Annotated in this window: 16 protein-coding genes; 6 read left to right on the forward strand and 10 right to left on the reverse strand. The window is 52.3% G+C overall.

Features of this window, described 5'->3' with window-relative positions; genetic code table 11:
* Positions 1-32: 32 nt before the first annotated feature.
* The 9 genes from CFBP6623_RS07460 to CFBP6623_RS07500 all read right to left on the reverse strand — a co-directional run bounded on the left by CFBP6623_RS07460 (position 33) and on the right by CFBP6623_RS07500 (position 12,181).
* Positions 33-1,778: an ATP-binding protein gene (locus CFBP6623_RS07460; RefSeq protein WP_080842045.1), complete on the reverse strand. Its 1,746-nt coding sequence runs from the start codon at positions 1,776-1,778 to the stop codon at positions 33-35.
* A gap of 12 nt (positions 1,779-1,790) precedes the next feature.
* Positions 1,791-2,816, reverse strand: a complete 1,026-nt coding sequence (locus tag CFBP6623_RS07465; protein ID WP_080842044.1) for an SIR2 family protein — start codon at positions 2,814-2,816, stop codon at positions 1,791-1,793.
* An 8-nt stretch (positions 2,817-2,824) separates the two neighbouring features.
* Positions 2,825-4,582: an ATP-binding protein gene (locus CFBP6623_RS07470; RefSeq protein ID WP_080842043.1), complete on the reverse strand. Its 1,758-nt coding sequence runs from the start codon at positions 4,580-4,582 to the stop codon at positions 2,825-2,827.
* A gap of 696 nt (positions 4,583-5,278) precedes the next feature.
* Positions 5,279-6,115 (reverse strand): HNH endonuclease, encoded by an 837-nt coding sequence (locus tag CFBP6623_RS07475; RefSeq protein ID WP_080842042.1) that lies wholly within the window; start codon positions 6,113-6,115, stop codon positions 5,279-5,281.
* Complete coding sequence (locus tag CFBP6623_RS07480; protein ID WP_080842041.1) at positions 6,112-7,617, reverse strand: AAA family ATPase; 1,506 nt, start codon at positions 7,615-7,617, stop codon at positions 6,112-6,114. The genes CFBP6623_RS07475 and CFBP6623_RS07480 overlap by 4 nt, the downstream gene beginning before the upstream one ends.
* Positions 7,618-8,010: 393 nt before the next feature.
* Entirely contained in the window at positions 8,011-8,382 is a 372-nt protein-coding gene (locus tag CFBP6623_RS07485; RefSeq protein WP_080842040.1) for a hypothetical protein, read from the reverse strand.
* 339 nt (positions 8,383-8,721) lie between these two features.
* Positions 8,722-10,599: an AAA family ATPase gene (locus tag CFBP6623_RS07490; protein ID WP_080842039.1), complete on the reverse strand. Its 1,878-nt coding sequence runs from the start codon at positions 10,597-10,599 to the stop codon at positions 8,722-8,724.
* A gap of 10 nt (positions 10,600-10,609) precedes the next feature.
* Entirely contained in the window at positions 10,610-11,236 is a 627-nt protein-coding gene (locus CFBP6623_RS07495) for a hypothetical protein (protein ID WP_080842038.1), read from the reverse strand.
* Between the two features lie 741 nt (positions 11,237-11,977).
* On the reverse strand, positions 11,978-12,181 hold the full coding sequence (locus CFBP6623_RS07500; RefSeq protein ID WP_080842037.1) for a hypothetical protein: 204 nt from the start codon (positions 12,179-12,181) through the stop codon (positions 11,978-11,980).
* Between the two features lie 93 nt (positions 12,182-12,274).
* On the opposite strand from CFBP6623_RS07500, the gene CFBP6623_RS07505 reads away from it, so the two are divergent.
* The 4 genes from CFBP6623_RS07505 to CFBP6623_RS07520 all read left to right on the forward strand — a co-directional run bounded on the left by CFBP6623_RS07505 (position 12,275) and on the right by CFBP6623_RS07520 (position 15,482).
* The gene (locus CFBP6623_RS07505) at positions 12,275-12,856 is read left to right on the forward strand and encodes a type II toxin-antitoxin system VapC family toxin (RefSeq protein WP_167379144.1); all 582 of its coding nucleotides are present in this window, start codon (positions 12,275-12,277) and stop codon (positions 12,854-12,856) included.
* A gap of 45 nt (positions 12,857-12,901) precedes the next feature.
* Positions 12,902-13,678 carry a hypothetical protein gene (locus tag CFBP6623_RS07510; RefSeq protein WP_080842036.1) on the forward strand — a complete coding sequence of 259 codons (777 nt, stop codon included), beginning with the start codon at positions 12,902-12,904 and terminating at the stop codon, positions 13,676-13,678.
* A gap of 266 nt (positions 13,679-13,944) precedes the next feature.
* Complete coding sequence (locus tag CFBP6623_RS07515) at positions 13,945-14,868, forward strand: hypothetical protein (RefSeq protein WP_080842035.1); 924 nt, start codon at positions 13,945-13,947, stop codon at positions 14,866-14,868.
* Positions 14,865-15,482: a hypothetical protein gene (locus CFBP6623_RS07520; RefSeq protein WP_046798314.1), complete on the forward strand. Its 618-nt coding sequence runs from the start codon at positions 14,865-14,867 to the stop codon at positions 15,480-15,482. Before CFBP6623_RS07515 ends, CFBP6623_RS07520 begins: the two co-directional genes overlap by 4 nt.
* Before the next feature lie 60 nt (positions 15,483-15,542).
* Here CFBP6623_RS07520 and CFBP6623_RS07525 read toward each other — a convergent pair whose 3' ends face one another.
* Positions 15,543-16,868, reverse strand: coding sequence for an Nramp family divalent metal transporter (locus CFBP6623_RS07525; RefSeq protein ID WP_046798313.1), 1,326 nt, complete (start codon positions 16,866-16,868; stop codon positions 15,543-15,545).
* A 324-nt stretch (positions 16,869-17,192) separates the two neighbouring features.
* Here CFBP6623_RS07525 and CFBP6623_RS07530 point away from each other — a divergent pair, with 324 nt between their 5' ends.
* Together CFBP6623_RS07530 and CFBP6623_RS07535 are read left to right on the forward strand one after the other, a co-directional pair.
* On the forward strand, positions 17,193-17,558 hold the full coding sequence (locus CFBP6623_RS07530; protein WP_046798459.1) for a VOC family protein: 366 nt from the start codon (positions 17,193-17,195) through the stop codon (positions 17,556-17,558).
* Positions 17,559-17,756: 198 nt separating this feature from the next.
* On the forward strand, positions 17,757-17,984 hold the full coding sequence (locus CFBP6623_RS07535; RefSeq protein WP_046798312.1) for a hypothetical protein: 228 nt from the start codon (positions 17,757-17,759) through the stop codon (positions 17,982-17,984).
* Positions 17,985-17,990: the final 6 nt, after the last annotated feature.

Below are 17,990 nucleotides of genomic sequence, written 5' to 3' on the forward strand. Positions count from 1 at the left end.
TGATAGGTCGGCCGTAGGAAGTGCGGCGTATTCTACCGTGCGCTTTGTCGCCTCCAGGCAGAAATTGAACTTGCGGTATCGATATTCGATGGCCCTTGTGCCCACCTCGTCCAAAATTCCACTGTCGCGCTGTTCGGCCAAAAGCGTGGCTGCGCAACTCTCACACGACTTGGCAAAAGACTGGCATCTCCGACCACAAGAGCTTCGCCAATATCAAGCACCGGGAGCAAGTCACCGAAACCACCGAGACTGTCGGGAAGCAAACGCCTAATAACCGCTTGATCGTCACCGTTGGTCAACCGCATTGCAATGACGTTATTGCACTGGCTGAGAACGGTCCTGTTCACCTCGGCAGGACGCTGACTGATCACAACCAGTCCGACCCCGTACTTTCGGCCTTCCTTCGCAATTCGTTCGAATATTCCTACCGAAATATCATCGACGGAATCCCGTTTTGAATGCTCTGGAATGTAAAGATGAGCTTCATCGCAGAACAGTGCGACAGGATGTCTTCGGTCGGCAGGTGTCCATTGAGCGATGTTGAAGATTAGTCGGGCAAGGAGGCTGACCATCAACGGCAAGATGTCCGATGGTACCTCGGAGAAATCAATAATCTTGATTCCCCCAAGACCATCCTCTTGATCGGTTCGGCCACCGACCAAAGAATGAGCCATTTGGACAAGCCAATTCATCTCCATACACTCGACGTGTGGCTGAAAGAGGAAGCCCAAGCGGCGATCTTCACGCTTCGCTTCAAATCGAGCAATCAAGCGGCTAAGTTTTCCATTGAAGTCACCAGCTTTATCTGTACCAACTTTTGCTCCCGGAACTCTCTCTGTATCCAGGCGCTTCAATTCATCTAGAACACTGTCTATGTCGAATGGTACGGGGCTATCCACGGTGAAATTTGCCAGAATGTCACCATGGGCGCCCTCTTCCAGAAAAGCTCTTTTCGACGTTGTTATAGAGCTCGACATGACCATTGCCTGGTTGGGAGCATTCTGGTCCGTACGATCGACGAACAAAGAGACCATAGCCTCATATCCGAGTAACCAGTAAGGCAGATAGAGAACTCCGTCCGCTAGTCCTCGTCCTTGGTCCAGATCGGCTGGCCCGGCAATGCGTAGATGTCGAAACTCATCGCCCTGCAGAGTGTCGTACTCACCATGGATATCGAAAAGGATAGCATTTGCGAGCGGCAAGGCTGCAATTTGATCGAGAAGACGAGCTGTCGTGAAAGACTTGCCCGAACCCGTGCTTCCGACCACGACCGCATGACGCTGGAACAGCCTATTTCCGTTCAGATAAGCAGCAGCACCTTCATCAAGTGTGTAAGATCCAAGCTCCAAACGCGGGCCATCGGCATCAACGTTAGAAACCACTTGCATAAAGGATGTAAGCCGAGGGCCTTCGAGGGAAAAGCAATTTGCATCTATTTCGGGAACAGTCTCAAGAGTGCGTCTGAATACATTTTCGCGCGTTCCGTCACGGTCAAGCAAGGTGCCGATCAGGCTTACTCGAACAAGATTATTCTCAGGTAAGTCAAAGGGATCTTCATCTGCGTCGATTGCAACAGGCACACTCGGAGCTTTTCGCGTGATCCGGGCAACCACCCCTACCAAGTGCTGTCCCGGTCGGCTGCTTTGCAGAACAGCCAGTCTGTTCACTTGTATCCTCTTGAGGCGTTCCAAGTCGTCAACTCGTACAACGACGTTGCTGGAATCGACTGAAATGATCCTGCCAAGCGCTTCGCCGTCGGCATAGTCGAAAATTGCCATCTTCTTTTCCTTTTAGAAGACTAACCGATTGAAACTATCAAGAGACCACACGTCCCCATCGAGGTCGGCTCCGTCGGGATGCTCTGGAGAAAACACGCGTGTGTTCCCCTCGTGCATCTGCATGGCAAGCCACGAACGCCCGCCGCTCTTGTGCAGAAATTCGTGGGCTTCCGGAGTCAAGGTTCGAGCGAGCACAATGATTGGTACGTTGCCGCCACGGCAACGTTCAATGATTTTTGGCTGAATGTGCCTGTCTCGGAATCCGTATCCAACGCAAAGAATCGCATTTGCACCAGCGATCGCGGCATCCGCGCCCTGAATAGCCGAACGAAATGGTTCATCGTGCGTACGTTCGTATTTGCTCATTCCGGGTGTCACTATCAAAGGACTGAATCCTTCGGGGACCGTCGGTGTCAGAGGGAGACATACCGGCACATCCTCTTTGTCTGAAAACCAGTCGACAGAGCCATGAACCTTCCAAATTCGGACTCTGCGGATCTCCTGAGTACCTAGAAAGGGCACAAAAGCACTCTGCTGGCGAGAACGTATCAACCCCGTTGAAAAACCAGTTTCATGCATGTAGCCCGCAAGATCGACGGAATATTCTGCCACGCGGTCATAATTCGTCGTGACAATCGAGAGGACCTTTTGCGTGCTACGGAATAGGCCTTGTAGCAATCTCGACAAGGCAAATTCAGTTTCCCGACGGCTTGCTCTGTACAACAAGCTCAAATCATCAGCGGCAATGGCCTCCCATGTACGGTTTATAATCTTCGCCACGAGGGACGTGGGTACCGAGTTCTTCAGCAATGCTTCTTCAAGACCTTCGTCTTGAGAAAGAGCGGTTCGCACAAGGAGCCATGCGTCTTCTTCCTCGCCAGGAGACGCGTCGACAGTATCGAGGAGGTGCTTGGCCAACGGACCCATTCCACGCAGGCCGTAGGATGCGGACGCTCCGCTTCCCAAGACAATCACCGGGTTCTGCTGAACGCAATTCTGGGCTGTCTTGGCGATCTGTTCAATGAGTTTCGCTGCCATGTCTTCGATCAGGAAAGAGACGATATGAGCCAGTTCAATTCAGTACGGGCGGCGGAAATAAGAGCCTCGTAGGACTTGATGGCGATGGATTCATTCATATGCTGAGTGTTCAACGTCGTCGCTCGGCCTTTGCCGACCATAAGTATCTCCATACGACTGCTCGACGAGAGCTTCGTATAAAGGTCATCCCGATACTGCTCAGCCTGTGCAATATCTTCCCGAGAAATCGGATGAGAAGGGCGTTTGAATTCAATAAGCAGGAAGCTGTCGCGGTAGTCCTGCGACAACAAGAGATCCGGGCGCTGGGCGGATCTGAGGCCAGCAAAGCTTTGCTGACAATACGTTTCGATCATCCGCTTGAGAGTCGTGTTTGACGACATCATCGAATAGTGGCGTCCAAGAACCCAGAGATTCTTCTCAAGCGCGGTGTGAACGTCTTTCTCGAGGGTTTTAGGATTTTCCACAAGGCGCTGAAGATGCTCGAGGAATTCAAGCCGGCGTGTTGCCTGCTGCGAAATTCCCGCTAGTTCTACGAGCCCGAACCGCTCGAGGGATTCCGCAAACGTCGCAACATCACCGTGGCTGGAAGCATTTATCTCCTGTAAGACTGTCCAGTAAACATCATGCTCAATAGCATCGAGGGTAACGTCGACCACTACGGCAATGCGCTCGTCGCTCTCCCCGTAGAAACGCTGAAGGATTCGTGAGATCGTTTCCTGAGCGAAACGGCGACGATATTCTGGAAGTCCTTGTAGCCTCTGGTTAATTTTTCTCTGCAAGCGCGCCTTTTGAAGCGTCATGTCGCGCGCGTGGGTTTCTCTGAGGCTTTCTTTGACGACAGATTGAACATAATCTCTTGTCGCCTGAAATCCCTTGCTATTTTCAATAACACCACCCCAATCGGCGGTAACGAAATCGTCGCCTCCGGTAAGTTCGACTTCACCATATACCCGCCGCACCAGGCTCTGCGGGATTTCCTCGTCATCGTCCAAACCAAACATCATCGGCTTCCCGACAACCTTTCCGTCAACCTTGAGGACAATGCCAGGTGCTTTAGGAAGCCTCTTACCGTCCGCGATGGTAAAGTGCAGCGCAACATTGCCGGCTTCTGGCAGGTTGCTTTCCGTTCGCTTGGTTACCCCCGGCACGTCCTCTACGGACAGTTGAACTCCATCAACAAAAACCTTGAAGCTGTCCTCCCGGCCATATTCGTGAATAAGCACTTCTCTGAGCCGATCAGGAGTTGGAAAATTGAGTCGAGAATCCAGTTCGGATAACGTAATTTCCGTGCCGCCATCCTTGCCGTTCGCATCTGCTTCGATGAATGGCAGTGGTACGGCTTCAAGGTCATTTTGATTTTCGAGCAGTTCTTTTTTGTCGATGACAAGGGTGCATGCACGGTTTCGCGCAATGGCGCTCACTTCCATACGGCCAGCCAAGATCAAGCCCGCAAATTTGCCTATCCCTTTACGTCCTTTGATCTTTCGATTGTACTTAGGAGTTCGCTCACCTGAACGAGTTCGCTTATCGCTGGCGATATTCAGGTATTCGCCACGCATCTCTGAAGCCGTCATGCCTGAGCCGTCGTCGCGGATTACGATTGCATCTCCGGTTAGAAGTGTTGGCAATGTCACCCAGACATGGCGCGCATCAGCATCCCAAGCGTTATCCACCAACTCTTTAAGGGCAGCTTCACTGGATCGATAGGTTTCGCCAAGAAGGCGGGTGAGCCTAGTATTTACGGAAAAATGAGCACTTTCAGTCATTCTGCATCGATAAAAAATCCCCCAAGCTGGAAAGGGGTAACAGAACTTGGATTCAATCTCTACTGAATACACGGAAATTTTACTAGCTAAAAGTGCACCGCCAGTTTCACGTCATAGCGTAAGATCTCCACTGCCGAGTTCCATCGATGGCATGCTGAATTCTCCCCACTTTAGACTGGACAGTTGGGATAGATGGACAAATCGCCATTAGGACAGTCACCGGCCAAAATCCAACCGGATCATGCTTTTTTCATCTCCCGTCAGTAGACATCGCGGACATATCGTTTGGTCGCCAAAAGTGTCTTTACGTAATCCTCAACTCCACTGTTGCTCATCTTGCCATGGGATGAAATTACTTCCCGCAGCACTGAATCGACATCCTTAGCCATACGGCTCGCATCACAACAAACGTAGAAATAGGCCCCCTCTTCCAGCCAGCGGAATAGTTCGACTCCGTACTCTCTTATCCGGTATTGGACATATTTAGTTCGATTACGAGACAACGCTCTGGCCTGAAGCAATCGGAAGGACGATCATGTTACCTCCCCCTCTTGCTGCAGATCGTGTACCGTCACCTTCCAAGGTATTGGCCTGATGGTTGATTTGCGACTTGGAAAGACGTTCCCCAACTGGATATAGAAACAGTATCACCGTCTGAAATACCGTACTCGCTTGCGCAAGGCGCAACAGAATGGCTTAGAGCCATGCAATCCACTGACTGAGGTCCGGATGGATGCTCATCTCGCGCAGTAGGACAGCGCGCCAACCATAATCTCCGTAGAGAACGGCATTTTCGTTTGCCTCATTAGTGAGAAAGGCTGCGGCGCAGGGACCTCCAGCATTGATATGTGAGCGGGCGCTTCTAAGCGCCGTATTGATCAGGTCGTTTGAATAGGAGTCGTAAAGTTCGATTAGCTTAAGCCTTCGAAAATGGGCCTCTATGAGAGCCCACGATTCAGCGGTCATTCCCGCCTGCTGAACGGCGAAGGTCGCCCCAATTGCTTGGGCAGTTGCGTTAGAAGTTATGGCGACTGTAAGAAACGGGACAGCCGGTATCGCATCGCGGTAGAAATGGAGATATTGCCTGGCTCCAGCATGAAGCCAATCATCATCCTTAATGGAGTTGCATCGGGTACAAGATGGGACCAAATTGAGAGCATGCGCCGAAAATTCCGGGAATCTCTCCGCTGGCAGGTAATGATCGTAACTTCCTGGCGTGGTCGCACCACAATAGGGACACCATAGAAGCCGACTCGTTGGCTGCGCGTTTTTGATTGCCTGCTTGAGAGCTTTCATCCCTTTGTTGGGACCATAGCAGGACCGCAATTCCGTCCGAATGTTCGTAAGCGTTGATGCGGGCATGGATTGCAGCGTGTTCGCTGCAAAACAAATCTCATAATAGACAAAGCGACTGCGAATGGCGGCTTGCGCGCCAACCAGCACGGCCATTGCCGCCTTTTTTTTATTGTCCCTGATATCCTCGAAGATGTCGATGTAATCCGGTGGAGTGCTAACGGGTATAAGGCTCTTCATTGCTTGGCATCTCGGGCGTAGCGCGCAAGCAGGTAAGACTTGGCGTTCATACTAAGGCGATTGGTGAACAGGTCGAGCGCCTCTTCCAAGGTCATCGCCTTTGCTATCCTGTTGAGGACTTCTCGATAGAGGCTCTCTGCTTCTTGCGTCTTGAAGACATGCTCGGTCAGTTCAGCCACGCTCTCGCCAAAGCTCTCAAATTGAAGCGCCGCCGCATCCGTCACGCCTCTCTCTCGCGTAAACACCACGACCCTCTTCGAGGGTATTTCTTGGATCACAACGGGCGAGTGGGTGGCCACAACCGCATAGGATTTATGGTGTCGAAGGATGTGGGTCAGAACTACAAAGAGATTGGCGACGGCATTTGGGTGGAGATGTGTCTCCGGTTCATCGAATAGAACAAGACTTTCGGGTTGTAGCCATGCAAGCAAAGCCGTGACAAAATGACATAGGATCGCCTGGCCGGAGCTCAGTCGCGCAAGCATTTCACTTTCTTCAAGATTACTTTCTATCTCGCGTCGTAAATCCGCTTCGGTGAATTCATTCATGTCTCCCAGGATTTGGGTGATATATTCAACCCAATCGCCATCCCGGTTCAGATCTCGAACTCGCATTTTGTTGAGGCGGAACGTGCGTTGTAGCCCAGTCTGAGAAAGGTTACCTTTTTCGTCACGGATCCCACAATAAATGTAACTACTCTCAGCGTGGGCTTCTGGTCGCCGAAATCGATCGAATGCGCTGTATGATACTGCCAATATTCGTGTGAAAAGAGGCTGGCTGATCGGAAATCGACTCTTCCGCTCCTTAACGTTTGCCGCAGAGACTCTCCGCGCCTGCGTAAGGTCGGTACTTAGCTGCGCCAAGAACCGCGTCTTTCCCACGGCATTGCGGCCAATGATGCCAACAACCCGGCCAGGAAGGATATCGCTCGCGGAAAAGTCGAATTCGATCTGAAATGGTTGTTCATCGTCGGAGATGCTGCACTTATAAATAAACGACGGCGTCTCGGCTGGCTCTTCTCCTCGCGACCATGCGCCACCAAACTGCCGCGCTCTCCACGCTGCATTCTCTCGCATCATGCCATTGCGAAAGACGGTCGACGTTTCGAACTGGCCCGCAAGGCCGGGCATGACTGCGATGTCGCGCAACGCGGTCAACACCTTTTGCGCGTCTTCGCCAAAGGTTTCATACATTCGACCATAGTACGCCGCGGATTGGCCTAATGAGATGAAGCCGGATTCAATATCAGCACTGAAGTGAGTCGGAGGGATAGTACGGCTCTCAACGATCCAACCGGCCTTCCCCTCGGATCCTTGGAGGACTTTGGTCTTGCCAAATATAGTCCGCTTCCCTTCTTCATCAAACCAGAGAAGATCGAAGCGTACTTTGCTACCGTAGTCGTCCCAGTCGTCGCTCCGGATCACGAATGTGTCTTTTAAATCCGTCGGAATTGCCTCGCCATGCGCCAGTGAGATAAAATTCAATTTGGGCGAGGTCGCCATCTGACAATCCTGTTGAGCAATCCGTTCTATAGTGTGTTGGTAGACTTAAACGGAAAAGGTGTCTAGATTCAATGTGATCGCTCGAAAGAGCAGGTCGTGGAACGTGACCGCAAATGGTAGATGCCGTTGCAAAACTCAGTATTGTTGGTGCTTCATTAGGGTGGTTCAATCGCCGCACCAAAATGCGAAATATTGAACGTTTGAGAAAGCCGGTCAGCCTAGCAGTTGTCCGCTTATAGGAGGTCGACACGATCGACACAATGACCGACGCGAGGGCGCAAGCTGCCATCCTGGCATTCTGCTTCCCATGACCGCTCCGAGCCGTAGGCCGTCTTCCGGTCCGCGCCAATTGCGGTCATCGATCAGACAACTGGCCCCATACAATCTGACCGGCTACGAGCTTTGGCTGTTCGGTGAAGCCTTGATTTCGAAGTATCGCGAGATCAGAGTTAAGACCGATCCTACGACGAAGAGCAGGCTTAGCCAAAAGTAAATATTCCCGTAAGCTTCATGAAAAAGGGAATGGCCCCAGCTTTTCAAATCCCACCAACTCCACGGTATATTTTTCAGGTGATACACATCTTCTGAACCGGAAGCTTGATCGTAATTAAGTTTATACCAAATTTTGTCTAGCTTTGTATGAACCGCAGCCGCTTCTACGATGTTCGAAAGACTTTGCGCAGCCGCCAAAATACTAAGCTGGCCGCCCACCGCAATCAACACAAGCGCCTTACCAACAAGCTCCAACCAATGATAGAATCTCATAATTATCCCCGCATTCCATCTGAGGTATTTTTTGACCGAGCCTCTCCCGAATGTGCAGAAATCAAGATTTATTCACCAATTTTAAAACTTGCAATTCCAACAGCTTAGGCGGTGCAAAAAAGCGAGCTGCATTTCTAGCTAATGACCGGTTTGGGCCAAAAGTAGCCGTACGGAAGAACGATGGATTGCTGGCGCACCATTCAGCACGACGGCCGACAAAGCATTTTACGAAGCCGTCACCGTCAGCGTCTAAAAAAGAATGCCTAGGGGGATACAGATGACTTAGGAAGGAAAAACGCCGCTATGTCATGCTCTTCTCACACTCGGTAGAACTCACAGTCAGGCCGCCGATCCACTACCTGGATTATCTCGGAATAGTTTCATCACTTCTGTTCCTAAAATGACCTCCCGATCCTTCAGGATGGCCACGAGGGCCTCCATCAGATTGCGCCGCTCCCTCACGATTTGCTCAGCACGCTCGAGCTGCTCCCTCAGAAGCCGCTCGACACGTCGCCGAATTACCGAATCGGACCTCCGCAGTTCGTCTAGCTCCATAGATGTCGTCGCGTGATGAAACTGCAGAGCTTCAAGTCCGAGGTTGGAGAGCATCCGCGTCGCGAGATCAACGGCCTGTTGCAGATCGGAGCCTAAGCCTCCTCCGGACCCATCATATTCAGTTCCGAGGTGGACACGCTCCGCTGCCATTCCCCCGAGCAACATGGCGATTTCATTGAGATATGATTGACGGTTTCGATTATGAACTTTCGGTCTTGTCCACTGTACGTGACCATAGGAGTCCTCATATTGACCAGAATCTCGGGCCACGACGATCATATCTAATGTACCAACCTCCAGAACCATACCCACCAGCGCGTGCCCGGCCTCATGAACGCAAACGGAGCGCAGTGCATCGCCTTGTAAAGGAAGCGTCGGCGGAACGAGCTCAAGCAGATCTTTGAGTTGCACATCCCTACCCGCCCGTCGCGCAATCCGTTTGGCACTTCGGGCAAGTTGCTCGATATGCGCTCCAGAATACCCACTAAGGGCGACCGAGATGTCCTTCAATTCCTCGCGTGGAATGCGATCTCCGAGATGAGTTGCTAGAATTTTTGCGCGTGCTGCTCTGTCAGGGAGTTCGAGCACGATCTGACGGTCGAGGCGGCCAGGTCTTCGAAGAGCGGGATCAACATGCGCAGGATTGTTTGTTGCTGCGATTACGACGACTCCCTCACGGCTTTCGGCACCGTCGAGCAGTTCCAGCAAAGCATTCACGACTTGCATCGAATAGCCGGCATTATCGCCTCGGAATGTCGCCCGATCGCCGATTGAGTCGATTTCATCAATGAGGAGCACAGTTGGAGCTTGATCGAGCGCATCTTTGAAAGATGCCCGCATAGCACCGAGCATATCCCCGAGGTGCCCTTTCGACTGCCATTTGGCGCATGATGCTGGAATAAAGGTCGCGCCGCATGATCGCGCCAGCGCGCTCGCGAACAACGTCTTACCGGTCCCCGGTGGCCCGGAAAGAAGAAGCCCGGCATCAACGTCCCGCCAAGAGATTTGACCTTTCTTCCAAGCTGCCAGATCTTGAACCATGTCTAGCGCCCAGGCCTTTGCAGGTCCGTATCCCTCAAGGTCTTCGATGTGCGGTTCCCACCTCCCCTTTGCCGGACCCTCGGGTTGAGCGAGCTTACGGAGAACTACATCGATCGGGCGACCACGCCTCATCGCTAAAAAAACCAGTTTGGGAGAATGAGCGCAAAGTGCCCGAGCAGCTTCCAGCGGAACTTCCGCACCCCACACTTCTTTCGCAGCAGCGACGAGATGAAAGGGTTTAATCCCACCAACCGCAACTACACCGTCAACGGCCACAAGAACCTCCTGAGGAATGACCGCGCCGTGCTCGACGATAACGATGACACCCTCGCCTCTTGATACTTCAAGTACCGCGTCTGCAGCAAAAGTTTGGCCGCGCTTATTGAGTACGATCCGAGTGATCGCGTATCGCTGAGCGAGGCCGGATTGCGTCAGAACCTTGCCTAGAGCAACTTCGTAGCTCTCGAACACAGCATCTGGAGGAAATACGATCGCCACTACACGGTCGCGGTCAGAACCCTTTTTTAGAAAGAGACCACACCGCCGAAGTGCGACTTTGATGGCGTGGGCATAGGTGGTCGTTTCTAGCGTCTCTGAACGCTGGACTGCTGTCTTGGGCATGAGAGCACCCTCACTTAGATGCTCGGCGGACAACGCTGTCCGGCCCGAGAAGGGCTTCAGAAAGATCGACTTCCAATACCCCGGAGAGGATCAGCGATGCGACCGAATGCATCGGCCTGCTCTCGCGCATCACGGACAAAGTTTCGGCCAACGTGAGGGTGCCTGCTTCGTCGAGTGCGGCAAGAATGCGAACTCTGTCACCTAATGGAACTTCGCATCCAACGTATCGCATGAGATCCACGGCGTTCTGCAAGCGGACAGGGTCTAGGTCCAGCATGGAGACATGTTGAAGCCGGTAGCCCATTCGGTCTGCTACTCCGGAAAGCCAGCCCGGCCCGCCCTTTGCAGTCTGCCAAATGTTCACGAGCAGCGCTTCGTCAGAGGTCTCGACTGCAAAATCAACGTGCCACCATTGCGGCCGAACGGAATTGCTGTCGTTGACGATGGCCTGCGGCATGCACTTCCATGTGATGACTTCAGGATCGAGGTCAAGAAGACACGCATATTGACGGGAGTGCTTGTCTCGGAACAAGGGTTCTCCGAGGCATTTCAAAGTCGAATACGGAGGAAAAGGACGATAGATTTTACGGAAATCGCTGAGCTTACCACTTGCGATACGGGCACGAGAGGTCGTCATGACCATGTCTCCAACCAAGAAGGGAACACGTTGGCTGCGGGATCGGCCCCGCGATCCGTCAACCTATTCGTATATCTCTGCGGTGGGTGGAGATGTGTTTCATAACCGAAGGCCTAGCAGACGCGTTTCTACGGCATTGGAGGTCATCTAGGTTTGCAGCTTGATGTTCCTCGGTGCCGATCCTCATGGGGATCGGCTGCATTACGCATCGGGATGAAAAGGCGGTGGCCTCGAGTTCGAGCAAGAAAGCATAGCCCCGTGCTACTCGAGGGCGGCAGACCGGACCCACGACGCGTTGAAGCGTGCCATGGGGAGAACGCGGCCGATAGCATGAAGAGATGCAACCAATATCATCTGCATAATGAGCGGTACCGGTCATCATGACGGCCTCTTCACCGAACAATAGGACAGCGACCTCGGGTGCACGGCCCCGAAAATCTGTCAGCGTATTCGAAAGGTAGGCAAAAACGTCTGCCTCATACCGGAACATTTAGTGAACAAGGCTGCTGCCGTCAATAGTAAATCGTTGCCGCGTTGTGCGTGGATTTGCGGCCTCGAATTCGAGATCGTTTTTTTGATGTGAAAAAAGGGTACTAACGGCTCTCTTGGCTCGAACGAGCAGAACGATTCCGTTATATCGATCAGTGCTGTAGCTGGATTGTGTCGAAAATCGACACAATCAATCTTGTTTGATTGTCCGTCGCCGGTTACGTTTTTTTACCGTAGTTGCAGAAATCTCGATCAGGGATTGGGATCGCTATCGTCAGGAAGCGGACCGGGGCGAGAGAACAACTCTTCAAGTGTCTTCTTTCCTGGTACGAACGTCACGTCAAATCTGCCGTCGGTGTCGATCAATCTCTGAGTGCCGCGCGCCTTAGCCGCTTCCAGAACCTCCTGGATGCGGGCCTCCGCCTCGTGTCTCTGCCAATCAGAGTTATGCGTCATCTAGCCTCTCTCGGGCAACCTACTGCGTAATGAGTGTATCGAACGAATTGGATCATGACCGAAATTTTTCAAGACTGACCACAGGATTCTGCCGTGCAGAACGAACCCGTTCTTTTGCTGGATACGGATATCGTCAGCCTGATGGGGCGGGCAAAGCCGCCACCGGGACTGCGTCCGTGGCTATTGCGTGTCGGCATAGATCGTCTCGCACTCTGCTACCCGGTGATAGCAGAACTTCTTCGCGGAGCCCATCTTCGTGTGCGCGACGATCCAGAAAGAGCGCTTCTCATCACCAACTGGGTCGACGAACTCATCGCCATGGCCTTCCCTTTCCCAGCAATGACGGCCTCGGTTGCGACGGTCTACGCGAAAATGACATCTGTTCCAGCACTGCGACACATGTGGACAGTGCAAAGTGGGCAAAAAGGAAACAGGCTCGGACATGACCTCATGATATCTGCCGTCGCGATCGCCCATCGCATGCCGATCCTAACCGCAAACGTCGATGATTTTCTCAAGATCCATGAGCATTTCACGCTCCCGGGATTATATCAACCAATGCACGGCAGTTGGTACGTTACCCCAGATTTTGAAGTACGGCTCCCCTCCTTCGATGCGAACGAACCTGACCCTCATCAAAAACGCCTGCCTAAACTCAACAGCCCGGTCGTCTAAGCCTTCGTGCGATGAAATATTTAGGAACGGCCTCGGGCGGATCGTTTGATCACGGCAGAAGACGGTACGAAAACATTCGAGCGGATCCTCCTGCCGTCGGACGAGATGCAGAAATTTGTTGAAGGAGCGCTTGCAGGATTAGAAGTTCCCGAAGCAAAAATTAAACTTGGGACCGGCAGGGTACAATTCGAGACCTTGGTAAAGCATGCCCTGATTAAACCGCTTGGCGGAGATCGCGCTGCCAGTAACTTCATCAGCGTGGATCGTCGTTTTGATCCTTCTGATCTTGATAAATTTCTTGAGCGTCTCATTAGCTGCGTAACGACCGAATTGACCCCTGACTTGGTCGATATCGCAAACGCCATGCGGAAGACCAACTGCCAATTTATGGAGGTCATCACGTTGCTACTTGATCATTCCCTCAAGAATGTTGCCTTTGACACTCGCGAAGTCGGCATCGCAGGTTTCAGGCTCGATGTGGAAGAGGTTCGACGTTTAGCGTTGGGTGAAGAACATGGGTGCTTCGCCGTATCAGAGTTACAGAGACTAATTCCAGCGTCGAGCCGGATCGTCAAAGATCTTCTAAAGGGGGGATGGCTGCAAACGGTCCAGCGCAAAAACCCTGTAAAGCGAAACATGCAGACCGTCGTCGAGCGTGAGGCACTAACGAAATTCAAGGAAGAATTCGTCTCGTTAGGCAATCTTGCGACCAATAGAGGAACGCGAACCTGGTGCCTAAAAAAGCAACTCGACAGCGAGTTCATCAGACCGGTGTTCGAGGCGGCCGGCATGCCGTTTTATCGCCAAGCGGAATTAAAATAACGGCGTACGTTCGGGGTAGATCATCGTTAAGAGCCGGGCTTTTTAGCCCGGCTTTTTTGTGAGCATTTCAAATGGCCAGTTTTGGCTTCCAAAATGGCCATTCGTGCTTGGGTTTCCGGGTTACGCACACAGAAAATCAAACACTTAGCGACGCTTTGGCCAGTACTTGGTTTGGTTTCACAGCCGCGTTGCGGCCCTTTTTTGTTTGAATAGACGCAACCCTATGGCAATAATGAAGCAAGATACAATTTCAGGATGCCGCATAGATGCTTGAAGCTTCAGTTAGAAATATCCTTTTTTTCGATACAATTTTGAAGCCGCATCACGAGGGCATAAAGGATATCCCACTCGACGGAATCCTGAGATCACTGGAAGATGAAAATCGAAAAGAGAGTTTCGTAAAACTCATAGACAATGAGCAAGCGGCTGTGAGGCTGAGTGACATCAACGTTGATTTTCAGACCAATACTGCCACGTTGCTCATAACTTACGCTGACAAAAGGGGTGCTGATCCAGTTTTCGCCAACTTGGAAAAAGGAACACTTCGATCCGAACCCAAAGTAGATGGAGAAGGCGTCGCAATCTCCGCTCACCTAATGTTCGGGCTTAAACCCAATGCCATAAACGGGCTATATCCAGCGATACTAGAAGATGTTCCGGGCATTGGGCGGACTTTGCTAGAGCCATTCCTGCGAAGCGCGTTCAAAAACGCGAGTTCCTATAAATTTCAAAACCAGAATAAAAATGAGCAGAAAACGTGGCCTGTTCCAACTCTCGTTGTAAAACAGAGTGAGCAGTTAAGTAAGTCTCTCTCATCAGGCGGATATTTAACTGAAGTCGAAGTGACAAAGTACGTAGCCACCGGCGGCTTCGACCAAATTGAGGGACTTCAGGAGAAAAAAACTACGACAGTTATAAAAATCGATGGTCGCCCGACAGGAACGATGGCCACTGATTTATTAAATAAGATAAAAATATTCGCAAACAACAAGAAATACTACGATATGCGCGTTCGATGGGTGAACGCGAACAAGCAAACAAAAACTGTTGCACTTGGTACTGCCCGCGCCGATGTTGGAGACGTATTGTTTGGGCGCGTAGAGAGAATAGGTGTTAATACACCGTTGCCTCAATGCTCAGAAAAAATACAGTCTGAACTTCGTTCAGCTATGTTGAAGTATATCAAATGAAAAATTTAGTAGGGCCGCTTCTCTATCTTAGGGTATGGCACCCAACGAAATTGCTTATTGACTTCATAATGCCGCTGGCAGCCGCTACGGCCATATTTTTACTGCGTTTTTTTTATTATCCATCAACCGGCCTTCTCAGTTCCGATGGCCTTCTTTCATTGCTGGTTCCTCTATTAGGTGCGCTTGCAGGGTTTTATATTGCCGCCTTAACCGCAGTGTCCGCATTTCCTATAGCTTCACTCGACAGAGAAATGCCGGGCGACAGAATCAAAATCCTAGGCAAAAATACAACTAACAATCCGACACGGCGTCAGTTCCTATCTCTCCAATTTGGATACCTTGCATTTACCAGCATATTGCTTTTTACGGTAAGCCTCTTCTCGACATATCTTAAAAAGCCGATATCGATAATAAAAGAATTCACAGTAACGGAAATCAAGATAGGAAACATATTTCCGTGGATATCCCTATACATAATTCTTTTTATTTTATTTAATTTGATATCCGTTACTTTTTTCTCACTATACTATTTGTCGGACCGAATTCACCGATTTGAACCCGAGCTTGAGGGCGGTCCAGACTCCAAAGAGTCACCTAAAGTTCGCGCACCATAAGTCCACACATTCAGAATGAGTGAATTATAGACACGATGCCGCGATGCTCACTCTTTGGCCTCACCCCATAAAATCCACCAGCAACTTCACATTCAGCGCCGCAATCACCACCGCAATCAGCCAGGCAAAGGCCGAGAGCCAGAGCGGCGCGCGAAGTGCACCCATCTTGGCCTTGTCGGAGGTGAACATCACCAGCGGGAAGACGGCGAAGGAGAGTTGCAGGCTGAGCACCACCTGCGTCAGGATCAAGAGTTCCGCCGTGCCACTGTCGCCGTAAAAGATGGTCACGCCGGCGGCCGGGACGATGGCGATGCCGCGGGTGATGAGGCGGCGCAGCCAGGGGGCGAGCTGCATCTTCAGGAAACCCTCCATCACGATCTGGCCGGCAAGCGTTGCCGTGACGGTGGAATTGATGCCGCAGCACAGGAGCGCCACGCCGAACAGCGTCGGCGCAATCGCAAGACCCAGCAGCGGCGCGAGAAGATTATGCGCCTCACCGAGTTCGGCGACATTGGTCTGCCCCGTCTTGTGAAAGGTCGCTGCCGCAAGGATGAGGATCGAGGCGTTGATGGTGAGGGCGAACATCAGCGCGATGGTGGAATCGAGCGTCGCGAATTTCAGTGCCTCGCGCTTTTCGGCAATTGTTTCACCGATTTCGCGGGTCTGCACGATGCCCGAATGCAGATAAAGATTATGCGGCATCACCGTCGCACCCAGAATGCCAAGCGCCAGATACAGCATGTCCGGATTGGTGACGATCTCGGTCGTTGGTGCAAAACCGAGGATCACCTGCCCCCAGTCAGGGTCGGCAAGCGCCACCTGAATGGCGAAACACACGGCGATGACGCCAAGCAGCGTGATGACCATAGCCTCCACCCAGCGGAAACCGAGCTTCTGCAGATAGAGAATGAGGAATACATCAAGCGCGGTGATGAGAACGCCGAGTTCGAGCGGAATGCCGAAGATGAGGTTTAGGCCGATCGCCGTGCCGATGACCTCGGCAATATCGGTGGCGATAATGGCGATTTCGGCCAGCACCCACAGCAACATCGCCACCGGCTTCGGATAGGCATCACGGCAGGCCTGGGCGAGATCGCGGCCGGATGCAATCGCCAGACGGGCGCAGAGCGATTGCAGGACAATCGCCATGATGTTGGAAACCAGCGCGACGGTGAGCAGCGTATAGCCGAACTTGGAGCCGCCGGCGAGCGAGGTCGCCCAGTTTCCGGGATCCATATAACCGACAGCAACGAGATAGCCGGGGCCGAAAAAGGCCATGGCCCGGCGAAACGTGCCGGCATTCGGCTTGACCTTGATCGAACCGTGCACGTCAGACAACGACAGGTCGTCGCCATTCCGCCGCCATCCAAAGACTGGCTTGTCCATTCCAAGAACTTTCAAATCGGAAATTGTGTTTATGCAATTGCAAATCATTCGCATAAACACAATGGGCTTGCAAGCGGGCTTTTGGCGCTTGCGCCATCGAAAAAGATTGCCTTGTATTGTGTCGCGGGGATGCCACGCTGGATGCCCTCAAATCGACCGGAGCAAAAGCGCCGCATAAAAACCGACAGGATCAGCCGCGTCATAAGGGATGGCTGCCCGGCGTCCGGGTGGCCGGGGCTGCAACTGGCCATTGACAGCATCGATGTCGTAGCCTGTACACAGGTCGCCGATACAGGTCAGACATATTCCAGAAGGAGCAACCGCGTGAACCTGATTGCCCATGTCGAAATTCCCGTGCTTGATATTGAAAGGGCGATGCGTTTCTACAGCGCCGTTTTTGACGTTAGCTTTGCGGAAATCGTCACGATCCATGACAACAGGATGGCCTATTTCCCCTTCGAGGAAGGCAAGGATGGGGCAAGCGGCGCGCTTGCCGAGGGAGAGACCTATGTTCCGACGAAAGACGGAGCAATCATCTATCTCGGCGTGAAAAACATCGACGATGTGCTTGAGAGAGCCGTGCAGCAGGGCAGCGAAATCCTGTTTCCCAAAACGCCGGTCGATGACAATCTCTTCGTCGCCGAAATTTCCGATAGCGAAGGAAACCGCATCGCGGTGCAATCGGCCTGATCAGGCAGTCTGCGTTGTAAATCGAAGAATGGCCGGCGCATCATTCCGTTTTCGATGCCCGGCCTTCGAAGACAAGGGTCGGCCGTTCAGGTGACAGCCCTCACGGCCTTGTCATCACCCCTGCCCCCGCCGTTGCGGAACAGCTGCATATGCGCCTGCGTTTATCTCCAAGGAAGTAGTCCAATTCCGGGGAAGTTCATGCGAGACGGCAGCAAATTCAGCCTGGTGAACCATCCGAAGCGATGGCCCAGATATATCATGGCACATAGAAGGCCGCGCGACTGGCTGATGACAATCAGCGGCATCGTGCTGCTGTTCGTGGTCGCCGCCGCAGTCGCCATGGGTTATCTCGTCACCAGCCATCCCGGCAAGCCGGAACCCAATCCCGGCATCGTCGAGGAAGAGGCTGCGGAAAACGGCGGATAGGCGGCG

The organism is Agrobacterium tumefaciens, from assembly GCF_005221385.1.
In the GTDB taxonomy this organism is placed as follows: domain Bacteria; phylum Pseudomonadota; class Alphaproteobacteria; order Rhizobiales; family Rhizobiaceae; genus Agrobacterium; species Agrobacterium tomkonis.